We start from the raw sequence: 17,435 nt of genomic DNA, 5'->3' as shown, positions 1-17,435 counted from the left end.
CCATGGCGACACCCCCTGACGCGGCCCCGCGCCGCGCACGCCGCAGCGGCCCACGAGGCCGCCACAAGAGAATCGGATACCGATGGTCCGCTTCGACATCCGCCCCGCGAACCACGGCGGGTTCCTCTGGAGACTCCTCAGCGACAACAACCGCACCATGGCGACCGGCGCCCACCTCGCCGAGGACCGCGCCGAATGCCTCGACAGCCTCCGCCGCGCCGCCGAGGCCGCGGGCGCGCAGCGGCCCCGCCTCGTCCACGAGGACGACGGCACCTGGTCGTGGACGCTCTACGACGGCGAGGACCCCGTCGCCCGCTCCGCCGCCTCCTACTCGCGGCGCATCGACTGCCTCCACGCCATCGACCGCTTCGTCGAGCTGTGCGGCGAGTTCAAGCCCGGCACGGCCGACGAGGCCGTGTTCCGGCCCTCCCGCCGGAGATGACGCGAACCCCGGAAAGGACCCCCGTTGACCTCCGCCACGCCTAGCGGGCAGGCCGCCGTCGGCGTCGACACGCCGCGGCGGATCCACCACGGCCACTCCGCGGCCGACCGGGTCTTCCGCGGCGGCGCCCGCGGCGCCGGTCTGCTCGTGCTCGCCCTCATGGCCGGGATCGGCCTGTTCATGCTCTCCGAGTCCGGGATCGCCCTCGACGAGTTCGGGCCCGCGTTCTTCACGGAGAACAAGTGGGACATGGAGACCGGCGAACTCGGCGTCTCCGCGCTGCTCCTGGGGACGATCACCGTCGCCGGGGTCGCGATCGTCATCGCCGTGCCGTTCGCGCTCGCCACGGCCCTGTACATCACCGAGTACGCGCCCCTGCGGTCCAAGCGCACGCTCATCGCCATGGTCGACCTCATGGCCGCCGTCCCGTCGGTCGTCTACGGGCTCGTCGGCCTCATCGTCCTCCAGCCCGCGCTCGTGGACGTCGCCCGCTGGATCCACGACTTCTTCGGCTGGATCGCGGTCCTCGACGTGCCCGGCGCGAACCCCGACACGACACTGTGGAACAACGAGGCGTACCAGTACACGTCCTCGGCGTTCATCGCGGGCGTCGTCGTCTCCCTCATGGTCCTGCCGATCGTCGCCTCCGTCATGCGCGAGGTTTTCTCCCAGGCCCCTGCGGGCGAACGGGAGTCGGCGCTGGCGCTCGGCGGCACCCGCTGGGGCGTCGTCCGGTCCGTGGTCCTGCCCTTCGGGAAGGGCGGCGTCATCGGCGGCACCATGCTCGGCCTCGGCCGTGCCCTCGGCGAGACCATCGCCGTCGCCCTCATCATCGTGCCCGCCTTCGACCTCAAGGTCCGCATCCTGGAGAACGGCACCATCACCATCGCCGCCCAGATCATCAACCGGTTCGGCGAGTCCTCGCCGGTCCAGCTGTCCGCGCTCATGCTCGCGGGCTTCGTCCTGTTCGCCTTCACCCTGGTCGTGAACACCCTCGCGGCCATGGTCGTGGCCCGCAGCCGCAGCGGCGCCGCCACCGAGATCTGAGGACCCCCTGTGACTGCACTGGCTACAAAGGAAACCGAGACCACGGTGACGGTGGGGGAGGAGGAGCGGGCGGAGCCTTCGGCGCCCGACGAGCCCCGCCGCGTCGCCACCGCCGACACCGACGACCGCATCAGCCAGATCGGCTGCGCCGCAGGGTCGCTGGGCCTGGTCTGGGTCCTCTACTACCGGGTCCTGCCCACCGAGGGGCTCCTCGGGTTCGTGCTCTGCTGGTACGCGGCGTTCCTAGCGATGTACGTCCTCGTCACACTCCAGCGGCACGGGCGCGTCGTCCTCGCCGACCGCCTCGCCGCCACCGTGATCCGCTCCGGCGCCGTCGTCGTCGGCGCCGCGCTCCTCACCGTCATCGCCTCCACGTTCTGGCGCGGCCGCGAAGCCCTGTCCCACTGGAACTTCTACACCGAGCCCCTCGTCTTCGACGACTCCTCCGACCTGACGCAGGGAGGCATGCTCCACGCCGTCATCGGCACCCTGGAGATGATGCTCCTGTCCATCGCCGTCGCGCTCCCGCTCGGCGTCGCCTGCGCCGTCTTCATGTCCGAAGTGGGCGGACGGCTCTCGAAGTGGGTGCGCACCATCGTCGAGGCCATGACCGCGCTCCCCTCGATCTGCGCGGGGCTCTTCATCCTCATCGCCGGGATCCTCCTGCTCGGCATGGAGCAGAGCGGCTTCGCCGCGAGCCTCGCGCTGGCGGTCATGATGCTGCCCATCATCACCCGCGCCTCCGACGTGGTCCTGCGCCTCGTCCCCGGCGGCCTCAGGGAGGCGAGCCTCGCGCTCGGCGCGTCCCAGTGGCGCACCGTCTGGCACGTGGTCCTCCCGACCGCCCGCCCCGGCCTCGCCACCGCGCTCATCATCGGCGTCGCCCGCGGCGTCGGCGAGACCTCCCCGGTGGTCCTCACCGCCGGGTACTCGAACTTCGTCAACGCCAACCCGTTCTCCGGCTGGCAGACCTCCCTGCCGCCGTTCATCTACAACAACGCGCGCCTCCCCGAGGAGGAGATGATCGCCCGCGCCTTCGGCGCCGCCTCCGCGCTCCTCGCACTCGTGCTCGTCCTCTTCACCGTCTCCCGCATCGTCGCCTCGCACCGCAAAGGAGGGCGGTCATGACCGCCGCAGCCCCAGCGCGCCAATGGATCTCGCGAGCAATCGTCGTGCTCACGGCCGCCGCGCTCACCCTCGTCGGCGGCGCGGCCCCCGCGGACGCCCAGAGCCTCCCCCCGATCAGCGGCTCCGGCTCCACGTGGAGCTTCAACGCGCTCAACACGTGGATCGGCGACGTCGACTCCAACGGCCTCACCGTCAACTTCAACCCCGTCGGCTCCTCCCGCGGCCGCGCCGACTTCCGGTCCGGCACCACCGACTTCGGCGTCACCGAGATCCCCTACCAGGGCGGCCGCGACGACGCGGGCAACCAGGACGACCTGCCCTCCCGCGGCTTCGGGTACATGCCGATCGTCGCGGGCGGCACCGCGTTCATGTACAACATCCAGGTCCGCGGCGAGCACTACGAGGGCCTGCGCCTCTCCGGCGACACCCTCGCGAAGATCTTCACCGGCGAGATCACCCGCTGGAACGACCCGCAGATCACCGGCGACAACAACGGCGTCGAGATGCCCGACAAGAAGATCATCCCCGTGGTCCGCTCCGACGGCTCCGGGACGACCGCCCAGTTCACCACCTACCTCGACGAGCAGTACCCGGACCTGTGGCGCCCGTTCTTCGGCCGCTCCGGGCTCACCTCCTACTACCCGACCGCCTCCGGGTTCGTCGCGCAGAACGGGTCCGACGGCGTGCAGCGGTACATCAGCGCCGACTACGGCGACGGCGCCATCGGATACGTCGAGTACTCCTATGCGCTGGAACGGGACTGGCCCGTCGCGAAGATCCTCAACGAGGCCGGGTATTACACACTCCCGACCCAGTACAACGTCGCCGTCGCCCTCACCAGGGCGGAGATCGAGACCGACGACACCGACCCCGCCGTGTACCTGACGCAGGACCTCACCGGCGTCTTCAACCACACCGACCCCCGCGCGTACCCGCTGTCGTCCTACTCGTACATGATCCTCCCGACCGACAAGTCCAACGGCATGACCGACGCGAAGGGCGAGACGCTCAGCCGCTTCGCCGGGTACTTCCTGTGCGAGGGCCAGAACCGGGCCGGGCCCCTCGGGTACTCGCCGCTGCCGCTCAACCTCGTCATGGCCGGGTTCGACCAGATCGAGCGCATCCCCGGGAACGCCGGGGACGAGCTCACCGACCCCGCGAACTGCAACAACCCGACGTTCGACGGCTCCGACCCGAACCGGAACCTCCTCGCCGAGATCGCCCCCGCGATCCCCGACTGCGACAAGGTGAACGAAGGGCCCTGCACCGGCGAGACCGACAACGGCACCGGCGGGCCCGGCGGCACCGACGGCGGCGGGGACGGCTCCGGCGACGGCACCGGAGGCACCGGGGACGGCACCGGCGGCACGGGCGACGGGACCGGGGGCGCCGACGGCACCGTCGGGCCCGGCGGCACCGGCACCGACGGCACGTCAGGCGTCGAGATCGACCCCGACACGGGCCTCCCCATCGGCACCGACGGGGACGGCGACGGCCTCGGCGGCACCAACCTCGCGTCCGCCGACGCCGAAGCCATCCCGCTCACCGCGATCGTCCTCGCCGCCGTCCAGCTCCTCGCGATCCTCGTCGTCCCCACGGTCGCCGCCCGCTACCTCACCGGCCGCGCCGCCCGGCGCGCCACCTCGACCTCCACCGGAGTCCGGACATGAACCCCACCCGCCCCGGCGCCCGCCCCCGCAGGGTCCTGGCCGCCGCGATCGCGTTCACCATCGCCGCCTCCGCGGTCCTCCTCATCCCGCTCCTGCACCCCGCACCCGCCCGAGCGCAGGACGGCACCAGCGCCGTCACCAGGGACGTCACCTTCAGCGACGGCGCGACCGGCGAGATCACCGTCTCCAAGACCGAGGACCTCCGCAACGAGATCGTCCGCGTCGAATGGTCCGGGTTCACGCCCTCCATGCAGACCGGCGGCATCGCCGGGTCCTACGGCGCGCTCGCCCAGACCCGCTACCCCGTGCTCATCCTCCAATGCGCCCACGCCCCCGGCGAAGCCGCCCAGCGCGAGAACTGCATGGCGACCTACCGCACCGTCCACCCCCAGGCCGACCTCGCCGAATCCTGGCCCACCGCACCCGAACCGGCCTCCGCGGTCCTCCCGTTCACCGACATCGAGGGCACCTCCTACCCCGACGTGTTCGGCAGCAACGGGCCCAGCGACTGGCTCACCTACGGGTACGGCGAGCGCGTCGGCCTCACCGTCGCCGACGGCACCGGCGCCATCGACTTCCCCATCCGCACCGGCGACGAGAGCCCCGCGTCCCTCGGCTGCGGGCGCAGCCCCGCCGCCGGCGAACCCGCCTCCGAATGCTCGCTCGTCATCGTCCCCGTCCGACCCATGACCTGCGACCCCGCCGCCTCAGCCCGCGAGCGGCTCAAGTGCAACCAGACCTCCAACTCCTCGCTCGCCACCCACAACTACACGTCCGCGCTCATGGGCTCCCACTGGCGCAACCGCATCGAGGTCCCCCTTCAGTTCGCGCCCCCCGACGGCTACTGCGAGGACACCGGGCAGTCGCGCCTGCCCGTCATGGGCAGCGAACTCACCGCCGAGGCCCTCTACAGCTGGATCCCCGCGATGTGCCGGGCCGACGACCCCCTGGAGATGACCTACCTGTCCAGCGGCGAGAACCTGGCCCGGCAGATGTACACCGGCGGCGAAGAGGACTTCGTGCTCGGCTCCCGCCCCGCTGACGGCGGCGACCGGCCCACCGTCCACGCCCCCGCCGCGATCTCCGGGTTCGGCATCGCGTTCGTCCTCGACGACAGCGACGGCAAGCAGGTCACGCAGTTGCACCTGAACGCGCGGCTCGTCGCGAAGCTCCTGACGCAGAGCTACACGGGCACGTTCTGCTCCGGCTCCGAGCCGTGGCTCTGCGGCCACCTGGAGGGCAACCCGACCGACCTGCTCGCCGACCCCGAGTTCCAGGCCCTCAACCCGCACGTCACCAAGCGGTCCGGGAACCACGGCCGCGGCCTCGACACGTTCGACCGCGGCGACCCGATGGCGTCCCTCGTGCTCCCGTCGAGCCTCGGCGACGTCCCCGACGCCGTCACCCAGTGGATCCTCGCCGACCACGACGCGGCCGCGTTCCTCGCCGGCGCCCCCGACGAGTCCGGCATGACCGTCAACCCGCTGTTCACCGGCTGGGCCCTCCCCGTCGACGGCTTCGAATGGCGCGACAACTACACCGTCGCCGCCGACGCCGCCGACGTCACGAAGCCCTACGACGCGGTCATGAAGACCTGCGGCGGCGGCCTCAACTACTGCCCCTATACCGGCGTGAACCTCCCCGAGGCCCTCTCGCAGAGCAGCGCGAGCATCCGCACGATCGCCTCCCGCGTCCTCGCCATCGCCCAGTCCCTCCAGGTGACCCGCTTCAGCACCACCCAGGAGATCGCGGGCCAGCCCCTCGTCCTCAAACGCTCCGACCCGCAGGACATGGGCTTCCGCAACATGATCGGCATCGTCGACCTCGCCACCGCCGACCGGTACGGCCTCAACCTCGCGGCCCTGTCCACCGGCGGCGCCGACGATGCCGGGGCGCCCGTGTTCGCGGCGCCGACCACCGCGAACATGTTCAAAGCCGTCCAGGGCGGCGTCATCGACGAGGACTCCGGGATGATCCGCATCGACTACGGCGAGGTCGCCGCCCGCGGCGCCTACCCGGGCACGATGCTCGTCTACGGCGCCGCCCCCACCGACGGCCTCGACGACGCCACCGCCGCCGGGTACGCCGAGTTCCTGGAGTACGCCGTCATCGCGGGCCAGGTCCCCGGCGCGTCGCAGGGGAGGCTGCCCACCGGGTACCTGTCCCTGCCGCCGCAGCTCGCCGTCCAATCCGTCCAGGCCGCCGAGTCGATCCGCACCCAGGACGGCGCCGTCGTCGTCCCGCCGCCGGTCGACGACCCCGACGACCTCGACCCGCCGCCCGGCGTGGACGACGACCCGATCGGCGGCTCGCCCACCACCCCGCCCGCATCGGTCCCCACCGGGAACCCGTCCGGCGACGCCACGTCCAGTGCCGTCCCGAACCCCGGGGCCGCCCCGAGCGCCGACCCGACCTCCGAGGCCCCGCCGGGCTCCGGCGACGGCGCGTTCCAGACCACCGCCACCCAGGCGGAGGACGCGGGCTGGGCGACCTGGGCGCTGCCCGGGGCGCTGGCCCTCGGCGCGGGCACGCTCGCCGCCGCGATGGCCTCCGGCGCGATCGGCGCCGACCCGGCCTCCCGGCTCGGCCGCCTCGTCCACGCCGCCGCCTGGCCCGTACGGCGCCTCGCCGCCGCGGGCGCGAACCTGGCGGGGAGGCGCTAGTGCCCGGCTCCCGCAAGGCCGCGGTCCGCGCCGTCGCCCGATCGCTCACCCCTGCGCTGCTTCGCATCTCGGTCGGCGCGCTCGGCCTCGTCGTGTTCGCCGTGGGCCTCTCCTGGGTTCAGGCCCACCGCGAGCAGGCCGTCCTCGACGACGCGATCAGCGCCGAGATCGCCGACCCCGGCGCCGTCCTGGAGTCGATCCCCGCGGGCACGCCCCTCGCGAAGCTCACGATCGGGGAGCTCGGCCTCGACGGGGCCGTGGTCGTCCAGGGCACCACCTCCGCCGACCTCGACTCCGGCCTGGGCCACCGGCGCGACTCCGTCCTGCCCGGCCAGACCGGCGTCTCGGTCCTCTACGGCCGCCAGTCGATGTTCGGCGCCCCGTTCGCGGACCTCGCGGGCCTGAGCGCCGGGGACGAGATCGGCGTGGTCACCCCCGACGGGTCGTTCACGTTCACCGTGGACGGCGTCCGCCGCGACGGCGACCCGCTCCCCGCCCGCGCCGAAGGCGACACCGCGCTCGTCCTCGTCTCCGCCGAAGGGAACCCGTTCCGGCCCACCAAGTCGATCTATGTGGACGCCACACTCACCGACCGCGAACTCGCCGCCGGGGCCGTCACCGAGGCCGCGTCCCTGGAGGCGGTCGGCGCCGACGAGACCGCGATGGCCGCCGACCCCGGCGGCTGGTTCACGCTCGTGCTCTGGCTCCAGGCCCTCGTCGTCGCCCTCGTCGCGATGTCGTGGACGCGGCACCGGCTCGGCCGCCGCGAAGCCCTCATCATGGGCCTCCCGGCGCTCGCCGCCGTCATGTGGAACCTGTACGAGGCCGCGTTCCGCCTGCTGCCCAACCTGCTCTGACGCGGACGCGGGCCCCGGCGATCCCGCCGGGGCCCGCGCCTCGGGTGCGGCGCTCGCTAGGCGAGGACAGTGGCGTCGTACCCGAGGATGCGGCTGGTGCGCACGGCCGCGACGCCCAGGGCGTCGTTGAGCGCCGTCGCCCCGGCGCCGGTGAAGTGCCAGGCCACGCCCTGGGCGGTGGTGCCGCCCAGGCGGAACAGGTCGATCCGGCCCCCGAGGTTGACGCGGCCGCTGACCGTTCCGGTGGCGCTGTCGATCACCAGGCCGGTGATCACGGCGTACTCGCAGTCGCCGGTGAAGACGATGCCGCCGCGCAGCTCGACCGTCCCGTCGGACGGGTCGCCCACGACCTTGAACTGGTAGGTGGTGAGGGCGGCCTCGGTCTTGGTCGCGAACAGGCCGTAGTGCTCGATGCCGAGCGCGGAGAGCCCGGCGGCGGTGGTGGGGTCGATGGTGAGGGTGTTCGTGCCGACGACCTGCGAGTACGTCCCGGCGGCGGCCGCCTCCACGGCGCTGGTGTCGACGGCGGCGGTCTCCGCGTACGCGGGCGCCGCCCCGGCGCCGAGGACCGCCGCGACCGCGGCGGCGCCGACGAGGCCCTGGAACAACTTGGTGCGCATGTACTGACTCCCGTCAGAGAGGGTTGAAGCGACTTGCTCCTCTTCGGAGAATACCGATTTCCCCTATTGAGAAATGCTGCGCGACAAGAAGTTCCGTACTTATTCAATATCCAGAGTGGTCTTGTTTCACTGCGTCGGCAAGGGCCTTCACCAGGCGGAACCGGGAAGTGGTGAATAGGGGAGGAGCCGCGCCAAATGCGCGAATCCGGAATACGAGAAATGCCCGCCTCTCGGGCGGGCACCGGGTGTTCGGGACTATGGAGCGGGTGACGGGAATCGAACCCGCGCAATCAGTTTGGAAGACTGAGACTCTACCATTGAGCTACACCCGCGCGTCCGCGCGAAGCGGAACGGGCACAAGTGTAGCGCATCCCCTCGCGTGGGCCGGATCACTCGCCGTGAACGACGCTCCCCAGGCCGCCCGTGAGGTGCGCCAGGAAGTCCGGGTCCTCGTACGCCGCCGCGTCGTGCCCCAGCGCCGTGTAGAAGCACCGGCCCGCTTCGAGGCGCCGGTGCCACGCCAGCGGGTGCGGCGCGCCCATGGCGAGGTCGCCCGCCTCGTACGTCGACTCGTCGGCCTCCAGGAGCACCTCGACGCCCTCGGGCCGCGCGTCGAAGCTGTACCACTCGTCGGTCCACGCCCACCGCTTCGGCAGGTGCGCGGTCGAGGGGTGGTCGGTCACGACCACGTCGACCTCGCCGGGAGTACACCCCGGCGGGTGGCCGATGAAGCGGGCGCCCACGAGCTCCTTGTAGAACGGCCACGACCGCTCGGCCGTGGACGCGCCGTGGACGCCGAGCCAGCCGCCGCCCCCGGTCACGTAGTCGGCGAGCGCGGCCCGCTCCAGCTCCCCGAGGACGTCCCCGGAGGTGGACAGCCACACGACGGCCGCGAACTTCGCCAGCTCGGCCGGGTCGTGGACGGCCGAGTCCTCGGTGTGCTCGACCTTCCCGCCGAGCGCGGCGGCGATCCCGCGCAGCGCCTCGACGCCCGCGGGTATGGAGTCGTGCCGGAAACCGGTCGTCTTCGTGAAGACCAGGAACGTCTTGGCGGATGCAGGGGTGGCCATGGGAGCTCCTCGGGAGAACGATTGCAGGCCGTAGTCTAGGCGATCTCGGCCTCCCGTGGCGGCGCCGGCCGCGCCGCAGCTCAACAGTGACGCGCGGCGATATCGACCACACCCGGCGGGGCCCCGACCCCTCGGCGGCCTAGACTCGGTCGGAGCGGGGGTTCGTGCTGCGCTGCCGGCGGCCCACCGGTCCGGATCAGGCATCCGGCCGACGCGAAAGCAATCGAGTGAGATCTGATCGAGGAGTACGTCTGTGAAGAGCACTGTCGAGACCCTGAGCCCGACCAGGGTGCGGCTGTCGGTCGAGGTGCCGTTCGAGGAGCTGGCGCCTTACATCAACGAGGCGTACAAGAGCGTCGGGCAGCAGATCCGGGTCCCCGGCTTCCGTCCGGGCAAGGCGCCCCGCCAGGTGATCGACCAGCGCGTCGGCCGCGACTCGGTCTACGCCCAGGCGATGGACCCGGCCGTGCAGGCGAACCTGAACAAGGCCGTCACCGAGAACGAGGTGAACGCGCTGGGCCGTCCCGAGCTGACCGAGGTCAAGCCGATCGAGGAGGGCAAGCCCTTCGAGTTCACCGTCGAGACCGACGTCACCCCCGCGTTCGAGCTCCCCGACTTCGCGTCGCTCAAGGTGACCGTCGAGGCCGGCGACGTCTCCGAGGAGGACGTGGACGCGGACATCGAGTCCCAGCGCCTGCGCTTCTCGTCGCTGAAGGCCGTCGAGCGCGCCGCCGCGGACGGCGACTTCGTGCAGATCGACCTGCGCGCCACCCAGAACGGTGAAGAGGTCGAGGGCGGCTCCGTCACCGGCATGAGCCACGAGGTCGGCTCGGGCAACCTGCTCGACGGCCTGGACGAGGCCCTGATCGGCATGTCCGCGGGCGACGAGAAGACCATCGAGTCGACCCTCGCCGGCGAGCAGGAGGGCGAGAACGCCCAGGTCGAGGTCAAGGTCACGCAGGTCAAGGAGCGCGAGCTGCCCGACCTGGACGACGACTTCGCCGAGATGGCCAGCCCGTTCGACACCCTGGAGGAGCTGCGCGGGGCGACCCGCGAGCGCCTGGAGAACCAGGGCAAGACCGCGAAGGCGAACGAGGCCCGCGCGAAGACCCTCGAAGTCCTCCTTGAGGCCGTCGAGCTGCCGCTGCCGGAGAAGACCGTCTCCGACGAGGTCGACCACACCCGCGGGCACCTGCTTGAGCAGGTCGCGCAGGTCGCGGGCGGTTTCGAGGAGTACCTCCAGATGACCGGCAAGTCGGCCGAGGAGTTCGACCAGGAGCTGCGCGACGACGTCGAGTCGAACCTGCGCCAGTCGATCGTCCTGGGCCAGATCGCGCGCGAGCGCGAGCTTGAGGTCTCGGGCGAGCTCATGACCGCCGAGGTCGTGCGCCAGGCCCAGCAGCGCGGCGTCCCGCAGGACCAGTTCCAGCGCTTCGTGGACGAGCTGCGCACGAACGGCGGCCTCCAGCAGATCGCCGCGTCGCTGCGCCAGCAGCTGGCCCTCGAAGAGGTCGTGAAGGAGGCGTCGGTCGTCGACGCGTCCGGCAAGGAGCTGACCGAGGAGGACCTCTTCCCGGGCCGCGCCGCCGCCGAGGCCGAGGCTGACACCACGGACGAGGGCGACTCGGACGAGTCCGAGGACCGCGACGCCGAGGACCGCAACTAGCTGCACCTCCGCACCCGTTTTACAAGGGGCCCAACGCGAAAGCGTTGGGCCCCTTGTCCTTTTGGGATGATTGGACCGGCTTGGTAGGGGTCTGGCCGGAATTTTTTGCTACTCGCGGGTAGAGACGATCGTCACTTTCGCCTATGGTGTGTATCTAACCTCTTCGATGCAACGACGCAACGTCCCTGGGAGTGCCCCCCATGATTCCCACCCGATCGGGTTCCATCGCGGCCAGACTCGGCGCAGCAGTGCTCGCCGCCGCCCTCCTCGCCTGGCCCGCCCCGGCCGGCGCGCAGGAGGAGGCCACCGGAGGCGAGGACCTCCAGTTCGATTACGGCGCCGACGCCGTCTCCTGGTACTGGACCCGCCAGATCGACGAGACCCTCGAACTCGGCCCGCTCGCCCAGCAGGTCGAACTCCCGAACCCCCAGGCCGCCACCACGATGCCCGTGGCAGTCGAGCTCGGCGAGAACACCAAGGTCTCCTCGCTCTCCTTCAACCTCGCCGAGCGCGGCGTCCCCGAAGGCTCCGAGGTCACCGCGTTCACCCTCACCGTGGCCGAAGGCAACGACGCGGGCGACTCGCCCACCTTCAACCCCCTCGCCAAGCTCATCCAGGCGTGTCCCGTCACCGAGGCGTGGTCCACCGGCGAGGCCGAGATGTGGGACGTGCAGCCGCCCGTGGGCGACGGCTGCGTCGCCGGCGTGCGCGAGGAGCCCGACCCCGACGCGGTCGCCGAGGCCGAAGAGCTCCTCGCCGCCGCCCAGGAGGCCGTCGAGAACGGCGGCGAGAGCCCCGAGGTCGTCGAGGTCCCGCTGCCCACGTGGACGTTCGACCTCACCGCCATGGCGAAGGACTGGGGCCAGGACCCGTTCGCGAACTACGGCGTCATGTTCATGCCCGTCATGGACGACGCCACCCCCATCGACACGTGGCAGGTCAACCTCAAGCTCCCGCTGCGCGACGACACCGAGACCCCCGTGGACGAGTACGAGGCCACCGCCTACCGCCTCGGCGCGGCCTTCTCCTACATCCCCGGCACCCCCGAGGACGACGCCGCGGACGACGGCGGCACCGACGGCTCCGGCACCACCGGCGGGGGCGGGTCCTCCGGCGGCGGAGGCGGCTCGGGAGGCGGCGGCAGCGAAGGCGCCGACGAGTCCCCGACCGCCGAGGCCACCTCCGCGGAGGAGATGGCCCCGGCCGCGTACGAGCCGTTCGAGCCCGTTGCCCCCTGGTACGTGTGGACGCTCATCCCTGCGGGCCTCGTCGCCGCCTACCTCCTCTACGCCGTCATGGGCGCCTCCGGGGCCGCCGCGGGCGGCGGCGGCGCCATCGACCGCATCCGCGCCCACAACCTCGACCGCCGCGGCTGGGCCCTGCCCGTCCCCGCAGGACTCTGGCAGCGCCTCACCGGGCGGGGTGAACGCCCATGAGCCGCAAGCGCATCGCGCTGGCCCTCGCGGCCGCCGCGCTCCTCGCACTGCCCGCGTGCGGCCAGTACGACGGCGTCCACGACGACTTCGTGGAGGCGGGCGGCGAGAACCCCGGCCTCGGCGGCGAGGACGGCACCGGAACTGACGGCACCGGCGGGACGGACTCCTCGGGCGGCGGCTCGGGCGGGGGCACCGGCGGCGACGCCGACGACGGCGGGGGAGGAGGCGGCGGTGGCGGCGGCGGGAACGACAACGGCAACGCCGGGAACGGCGACACCACCGGCGTCACCGACTCCACCATCACCATCGGCATCCACGCGCCCCTCACGGGCGCCGCCCCGCTGCGCCAGGACTCCTTCGAGACCGGCAAGGACCTGTACTGGCAGTACGGGAACGACGGCAAGCCCGTCGAGGTCTTCGGCCGCACCGTCGAGACCGTGTTCGCCGACGACCAGTACCGGCCCTCCACGGCCCGGCAGGTCTGCCAGACCATGGCCGAGGAGCAGAAGGCGTTCGCGCTCATCGGCGCGGGCGGCACCGACCAGATCCAGGCGTGCGCCCAGTACGCCGCCAGCGAGGACGTCCCGTACCTGTCCACCGGCGTCACCGAGACCGGCATGGGCTCCCTCGACACGTACTTCGCGGCCTCGATGACCTACCACCAGCAGACCCCGATGCTCGCCGAGTACATCAAGAACGAGCTCGGCGTGACCGACCCGTCCCGGGTCGCCGCGGTCGTCACCAACACCCCGAACTTCGACGACGCCGTCGAGGGGTTCACCGACGCGTTCGGCGATGTGGACGTCTTCCGCCCCGACAAGAACGAGCGCGGCTCCTCCGCCGCCGGGAACCTCTGCACCGGCACCGTCGGCAACTACGACGCGGTCTTCGTGCTCACCAGCCCCACGTTCTACCTGGAGATGGCCGCCGCCTCCGGCTGCCGCCCCCAGTTCGTGGGCGTCGGCGTCTCCATGGGCCTCGACCAGGTCGCCTCGACCGGTTGCAGCGCGGCGAGTTCCACCGAGGGCGCCCGGTTCTTCAACCCGACCCCGGCGTTCGCCGACGCGAGCGAGTACGACCCCGAGTTCCTCGCCGCGGTCGACGCGGCCGGGATCGAGGCCGACGACGTCACGTGGATGATGTGGGGCCAGTCGAAGGTCCTGCACCAGATGCTGGAGAAGGCGGGGGAGGACCTCGACCGGGGCGCCTTCCTCGACGCCGTCGCGGGCTCCTCGTTCTCCACGGGCGTGTTCCCGGACCTGAACTACAAGGACGGGCCCTTCGGCGCCACGCAGGTGAGCGTCCTGCGGAACGTCTGCTCCGGCGGCGGCCACTACGAGACCGACTTCGCCTTCGTGAACGGGTTCTGACGTGGGCGCCTTCTTCGCACTGGGGATCTTCCAGGGCGCGGTCTACGGGCTGCTCGCCGTGGGCATCGTCCTCGTCTACAAGGCCAAGCGCGTCTTCAACTTCGCGCAGGGCGAGTTCGGCGGCGTCGCGGCGTTCGCGGCCTTCTACCTCGTCGTCAACCTCGGGCTCCCGTACTGGGTCGGCATCGTCGGTGGCCTCGCCGCCGCCGTCGCCACGGGCCTCGCCGTGGAGCGCGTCATCGTGCGGCCCCTGGAGTCCGCGTCCCGCACGATCATGCTCGTCGCACTCGTCGGCGTCGCGCTCTTCACGATCGCGATCATCGTCCTCCTCGGACAGCCGATCCCGCGCGTCATGCCGCCCCTCATGGCGGGCACCGGCGTGAACATCCTCGGCGCCGGCATCCTCCCGCAGCAGCTCATCCTCCTCGCCGTCCTCGCCGTGCTCGCGGCCGCGATGGCCTGGTTCTTCAAGACCGACCTCGGACTCGCCGTCCTCGCGTCCTCACAGGACACCCGCGCCGCGCAGGTCGTCGGCATCAGCCCCGTCGCGATCTCGCGGCTCGTGTGGGGCATGGCCGCGCTCCTCGGCGGCATCGCCGGACTCCTCTACGCGCCCGTCGGGATCTTCACGCCCGGGTTCATGACCCTCACGATGCTCGTGCCCGCCTTCGCCGCCGCCGTCCTCGGCGGCATGACCAGCCTCCCCGGCGCGTTCGTCGGCGGCATCGCCATCGGCGTCGTCCAGAACCTCGGCATCTACCTCCTCGGACAGCAGCTCAAGGTCCCCGGCGCCGCCGAACTCGGCGTCTTCGCGCTCCTCATGCTCGTCCTCCTCATCCGCCCGCAGGGCCTCCTCGGGAAGGAAGCCTGACATGGCAACGGCGACAATGACCTTCGGGCGCGTCAAGACCGCGCGCCGCTTCGGCCTCGCCCTGCGCATCACCATCGTGATCGCGCTCCTCGCCCTCGCCGCCCTCCCGCTGCTCCTCGGCGGCGACGTCTGGGCCCAGCGGATCAGCCGCGCCGCGATCTACGCGATCATCGGCCTCTCCATCAACACCCTCACCGGCCACGCCGGGCAGATCTCCCTCGGCCACCAGGCGTTCGTCGGCATCGGCGCGTTCGCCGCGGCCTTCATGGCCTCCCGCCTCGGCGCGCCCCTCGGCTTCGGCCTCGCCGCCGGGGCCCTCGCCGGGATGGTCACCGCCGCCGCCGTCGGCATGGTCGCCCTCCGCGTCACCGGCCTCTACCTCGCGCTCGTCACCCTCGCGTTCGGACTCACCGCCGAGACCACGATCTTCAACTGGCGCGAGTTCACCGGCGGCGGCGCGGGCGCCTTCGCGCCCCGGCCCGCGCTCGTCGCCTCCGACCACGCGTTCGCGCTCCTGTGCCTCGGCGTCCTCGCCCTCGTCCTCTACGCCGACTGGCGCCTCGTCGCCACCAAAGCGGGCCGCGCGCTCGCCGCCGTCCGCAACGACGAGCGCATCGCCTCCACCCTCGGCATCAACGTCATCGGCTACAAGCTCGCCGCGTTCAGCCTCTCCGGCCTCGCCGCGGGCCTCGCGGGCGGCCTCTTCGCCCACTGGAACCAGGTCGTCCAGGCCATGGACTTCGAGTTCCAAGTGGCCCTCGTGTGGGTCCTCATGACCGTCGTCGGCGGCCTGCGCTCGCGCCTCGGCGTCATCCTCGCCTCCGCGTTCTTCGCGCTCCTGCCCCTGACCCTCCCGAACTTCCTCGCCGGGCTCCCCTGGCAGCCCCCGTTCCTCAACGAGGCCGTCTACCACGTGCTGCCGCCGTTCATCGTCGTCGTGATGCTCCTGCTCGTCCTCCGGTTCTTCCCCGGCGGCCTCGGGCAGCTCCTCAGACCCGCCACGCGCTGGCTCACCAAGGGAGGCAACCGGTGAAGCAACTCCTCAAAGTGGACGGACTGCACCTGCGCTTCGGCGGGCTCCAAGTCCTCAACGACCTCTCGCTCACCGTCCGCGAAGGCCAGATCGTCGGCCTCATCGGCCCCAACGGTGCCGGCAAGACCTCCTGCTTCAACTGCCTCACCGGGATCTACCAGCCCCAGGGCGGCCGCGTCTACTTCGACGGCCGCGACGTCTCCCACCTGCCCACCCACCGCCGCGCCCGCCGCGGCATGGCCCGCACCTGGCAGAACCTCGGCGTCATCGACTCCCTGACGGTCACTGAGAACGTCATGCTCGCCCAGCACCAGCGGGCCGGGTACTCCGCGCTGGCCGGGATGCTCGGCCTCGCCGGGACCTGGCACCGCGAGCGCGAGCTGCGCCGCGACGCCGCCGAGATCGTCGAGTACTTCGGCCTCGACGACGTCGCCCACGAGCGCACCGGCGAACTCCCGTACGGCGTGCGCAAGACCTGCGACATGGCGATGGCCCTCGCCACCGACCCGAAGCTCCTCATGCTCGACGAGCCCGCCTCCGGCCTCAGCCCCGAGGAGGCCCTCGGCCTCGCCTCCACCCTGCGCGAGCTGCGGGACCGCCTGCGGCTCACCATCCTCATGATCGAGCACCACGTGCCGCTGGTCGCCGAGGTCTGCGACTACGTGTACGTCCTCAACTTCGGCGAACTGCTCACCGAGGGCGAGCCCGAGGCCATCCAGCGCCACCCCGAGGTGATCGCAGCCTACCTCGGCGGGGCCGCCGAACCCGAAGGCGCCGAGGACGACACGGTCCAGTTCGCCTCCGAGCCCCCCGAATGGCCCCTCATGGCGGAAGGCAAGTCGAATGGCACTGCTTGAGGTCGCGGACCTGCGCGCCGGGTACGGCTCCGTCCCGGTCCTCCACGGCGTGGACCTCGCCGTCGAGGAGGGCTCCAACGCGGTCCTCCTGGGCCTCAACGGCGCCGGGAAGTCCACCACCCTCATGACCCTCGCCGGGCTCCTGCCCGTCACCGGCGGCGAGATCCGCTACGACGGCGAAGTCCTCAAGGGACCGCCCGGTGCGCGGGTGCGGGCCGGGATCGTCCTCGTCCCCGAAGGGCGCCATGTGTTCCCGGCGCTCACCGTCAAGCAGAACCTCCGCCTCGGCGCCTGGACGATCCGCCGCGACGCCCGCCGCCTGCGCGAGAACCTCCGCGAGGTCTACGCGATCTTCCCGCGCCTCGAAGAGCGCGCCGACCAGCTCGCCGGGACCCTCTCCGGCGGCGAGCAGCAGATGCTCGCCATCGGACGCGGCATGATGTCCTCCCCGCGTCTCCTCCTCATCGACGAGGCGTCGCTCGGCCTCTCTCCCAAGCTCACCGAGCAGGTCTTCGCCGCCGTCAAGCTCATCAACCAGCGCGGCACCACCGTCCTCATGGTCGAGCAGAACGCCGGCGTCCTCGCCCAGGCCGACACCGCGTTCGTCATGCAGCAGGGCCGCATCACCGTCTCCGGCTCCGGAGCCGACACCCTCAACGACGACGCCGTCAGAGCGGCCTACTTCGGCACCTGATTCACATTCCG

Annotated in this window: 15 protein-coding genes and 1 tRNA gene; 13 read left to right on the top strand and 3 right to left on the bottom strand. The window is 71.7% G+C overall.

Annotation, left to right across the window (positions count from 1 at the left end):
• Nucleotides 1–82: 82 nt before the first annotated feature.
• From AB0A65_RS22825 to AB0A65_RS22800, 6 genes are read left to right on the top strand one after another with little or no spacing between them, the layout of a single operon-like run.
• Nucleotides 83–442, top strand: coding sequence for a hypothetical protein (locus AB0A65_RS22825; protein ID WP_359954171.1), 360 nt, complete (start codon nt 83–85; stop codon nt 440–442).
• 24 nt (nt 443–466) lie between these two features.
• Nucleotides 467–1,489, top strand: a complete 1,023-nt coding sequence (pstC, locus tag AB0A65_RS22820; protein ID WP_359954169.1) for a phosphate ABC transporter permease subunit PstC — start codon at nt 467–469, stop codon at nt 1,487–1,489.
• A gap of 9 nt (nt 1,490–1,498) precedes the next feature.
• Nucleotides 1,499–2,617, top strand: a complete 1,119-nt coding sequence (pstA, locus tag AB0A65_RS22815) for a phosphate ABC transporter permease PstA (protein WP_359954167.1) — start codon at nt 1,499–1,501, stop codon at nt 2,615–2,617.
• Nucleotides 2,614–4,287 carry a phosphate ABC transporter substrate-binding protein PstS gene (gene pstS / locus AB0A65_RS22810; RefSeq protein ID WP_359954165.1) on the top strand — a complete coding sequence of 558 codons (1,674 nt, stop codon included), beginning with the start codon at nt 2,614–2,616 and terminating at the stop codon, nt 4,285–4,287. The genes pstA and pstS overlap by 4 nt, the downstream gene beginning before the upstream one ends.
• Nucleotides 4,284–6,950: a hypothetical protein gene (locus AB0A65_RS22805; RefSeq protein ID WP_359954163.1), complete on the top strand. Its 2,667-nt coding sequence runs from the start codon at nt 4,284–4,286 to the stop codon at nt 6,948–6,950. The genes pstS and AB0A65_RS22805 overlap by 4 nt, the downstream gene beginning before the upstream one ends.
• Nucleotides 6,950–7,807 (top strand): sortase, encoded by an 858-nt coding sequence (locus AB0A65_RS22800; RefSeq protein WP_359954161.1) that lies wholly within the window; start codon nt 6,950–6,952, stop codon nt 7,805–7,807. Before AB0A65_RS22805 ends, AB0A65_RS22800 begins: the two co-directional genes overlap by 1 nt.
• Before the next feature lie 56 nt (nt 7,808–7,863).
• Here AB0A65_RS22800 and AB0A65_RS22795 read toward each other — a convergent pair whose 3' ends face one another.
• The 3 genes from AB0A65_RS22795 to AB0A65_RS22785 form a co-directional block, all read right to left on the bottom strand.
• Complete coding sequence (locus AB0A65_RS22795; protein WP_359954159.1) at nt 7,864–8,427, bottom strand: hypothetical protein; 564 nt, start codon at nt 8,425–8,427, stop codon at nt 7,864–7,866.
• A gap of 258 nt (nt 8,428–8,685) precedes the next feature.
• Nucleotides 8,686–8,759: transfer RNA gene (locus tag AB0A65_RS22790), tRNA-Gly, on the bottom strand.
• A 57-nt stretch (nt 8,760–8,816) separates the two neighbouring features.
• Nucleotides 8,817–9,497, bottom strand: a complete 681-nt coding sequence (locus AB0A65_RS22785) for a ThuA domain-containing protein (RefSeq protein WP_359954157.1) — start codon at nt 9,495–9,497, stop codon at nt 8,817–8,819.
• A gap of 253 nt (nt 9,498–9,750) precedes the next feature.
• Here AB0A65_RS22785 and tig point away from each other — a divergent pair, with 253 nt between their 5' ends.
• The 7 genes from tig to AB0A65_RS22750 all read left to right on the top strand — a co-directional run bounded on the left by tig (nt 9,751) and on the right by AB0A65_RS22750 (nt 17,424).
• Nucleotides 9,751–11,163 (top strand): trigger factor, encoded by a 1,413-nt coding sequence (tig, locus tag AB0A65_RS22780; protein ID WP_359954155.1) that lies wholly within the window; start codon nt 9,751–9,753, stop codon nt 11,161–11,163.
• A 200-nt stretch (nt 11,164–11,363) separates the two neighbouring features.
• On the top strand, nt 11,364–12,599 hold the full coding sequence (locus tag AB0A65_RS22775) for a hypothetical protein (RefSeq protein WP_359954153.1): 1,236 nt from the start codon (nt 11,364–11,366) through the stop codon (nt 12,597–12,599).
• Nucleotides 12,596–13,969 carry an ABC transporter substrate-binding protein gene (locus AB0A65_RS22770; protein WP_359954151.1) on the top strand — a complete coding sequence of 458 codons (1,374 nt, stop codon included), beginning with the start codon at nt 12,596–12,598 and terminating at the stop codon, nt 13,967–13,969. Before AB0A65_RS22775 ends, AB0A65_RS22770 begins: the two co-directional genes overlap by 4 nt.
• Nucleotide 13,970: 1 nt before the next feature.
• A complete protein-coding gene (locus tag AB0A65_RS22765; protein ID WP_359954149.1) occupies nt 13,971–14,840 on the top strand; it encodes a branched-chain amino acid ABC transporter permease in 870 nt (289 codons plus the stop codon).
• 1 nt (nt 14,841) lies between these two features.
• Nucleotides 14,842–15,873 carry a branched-chain amino acid ABC transporter permease gene (locus tag AB0A65_RS22760; RefSeq protein WP_359954147.1) on the top strand — a complete coding sequence of 344 codons (1,032 nt, stop codon included), beginning with the start codon at nt 14,842–14,844 and terminating at the stop codon, nt 15,871–15,873.
• The gene (locus AB0A65_RS22755; protein WP_359954145.1) at nt 15,870–16,730 is read left to right on the top strand and encodes an ABC transporter ATP-binding protein; all 861 of its coding nucleotides are present in this window, start codon (nt 15,870–15,872) and stop codon (nt 16,728–16,730) included. The genes AB0A65_RS22760 and AB0A65_RS22755 overlap by 4 nt, the downstream gene beginning before the upstream one ends.
• Nucleotides 16,717–17,424 carry an ABC transporter ATP-binding protein gene (locus AB0A65_RS22750; protein WP_359954143.1) on the top strand — a complete coding sequence of 236 codons (708 nt, stop codon included), beginning with the start codon at nt 16,717–16,719 and terminating at the stop codon, nt 17,422–17,424. The genes AB0A65_RS22755 and AB0A65_RS22750 overlap by 14 nt, the downstream gene beginning before the upstream one ends.
• The last annotated feature ends 11 nt before the right edge of the window (nt 17,425–17,435 follow it).

Origin of the sequence: Glycomyces sp. NPDC047010, from assembly GCF_040644205.1 — a bacterium.
Classification (GTDB): Bacteria; Actinomycetota; Actinomycetes; order Mycobacteriales; family Micromonosporaceae; genus Glycomyces.
This window is presented reverse-complemented; position numbering and strand designations above follow the sequence as displayed.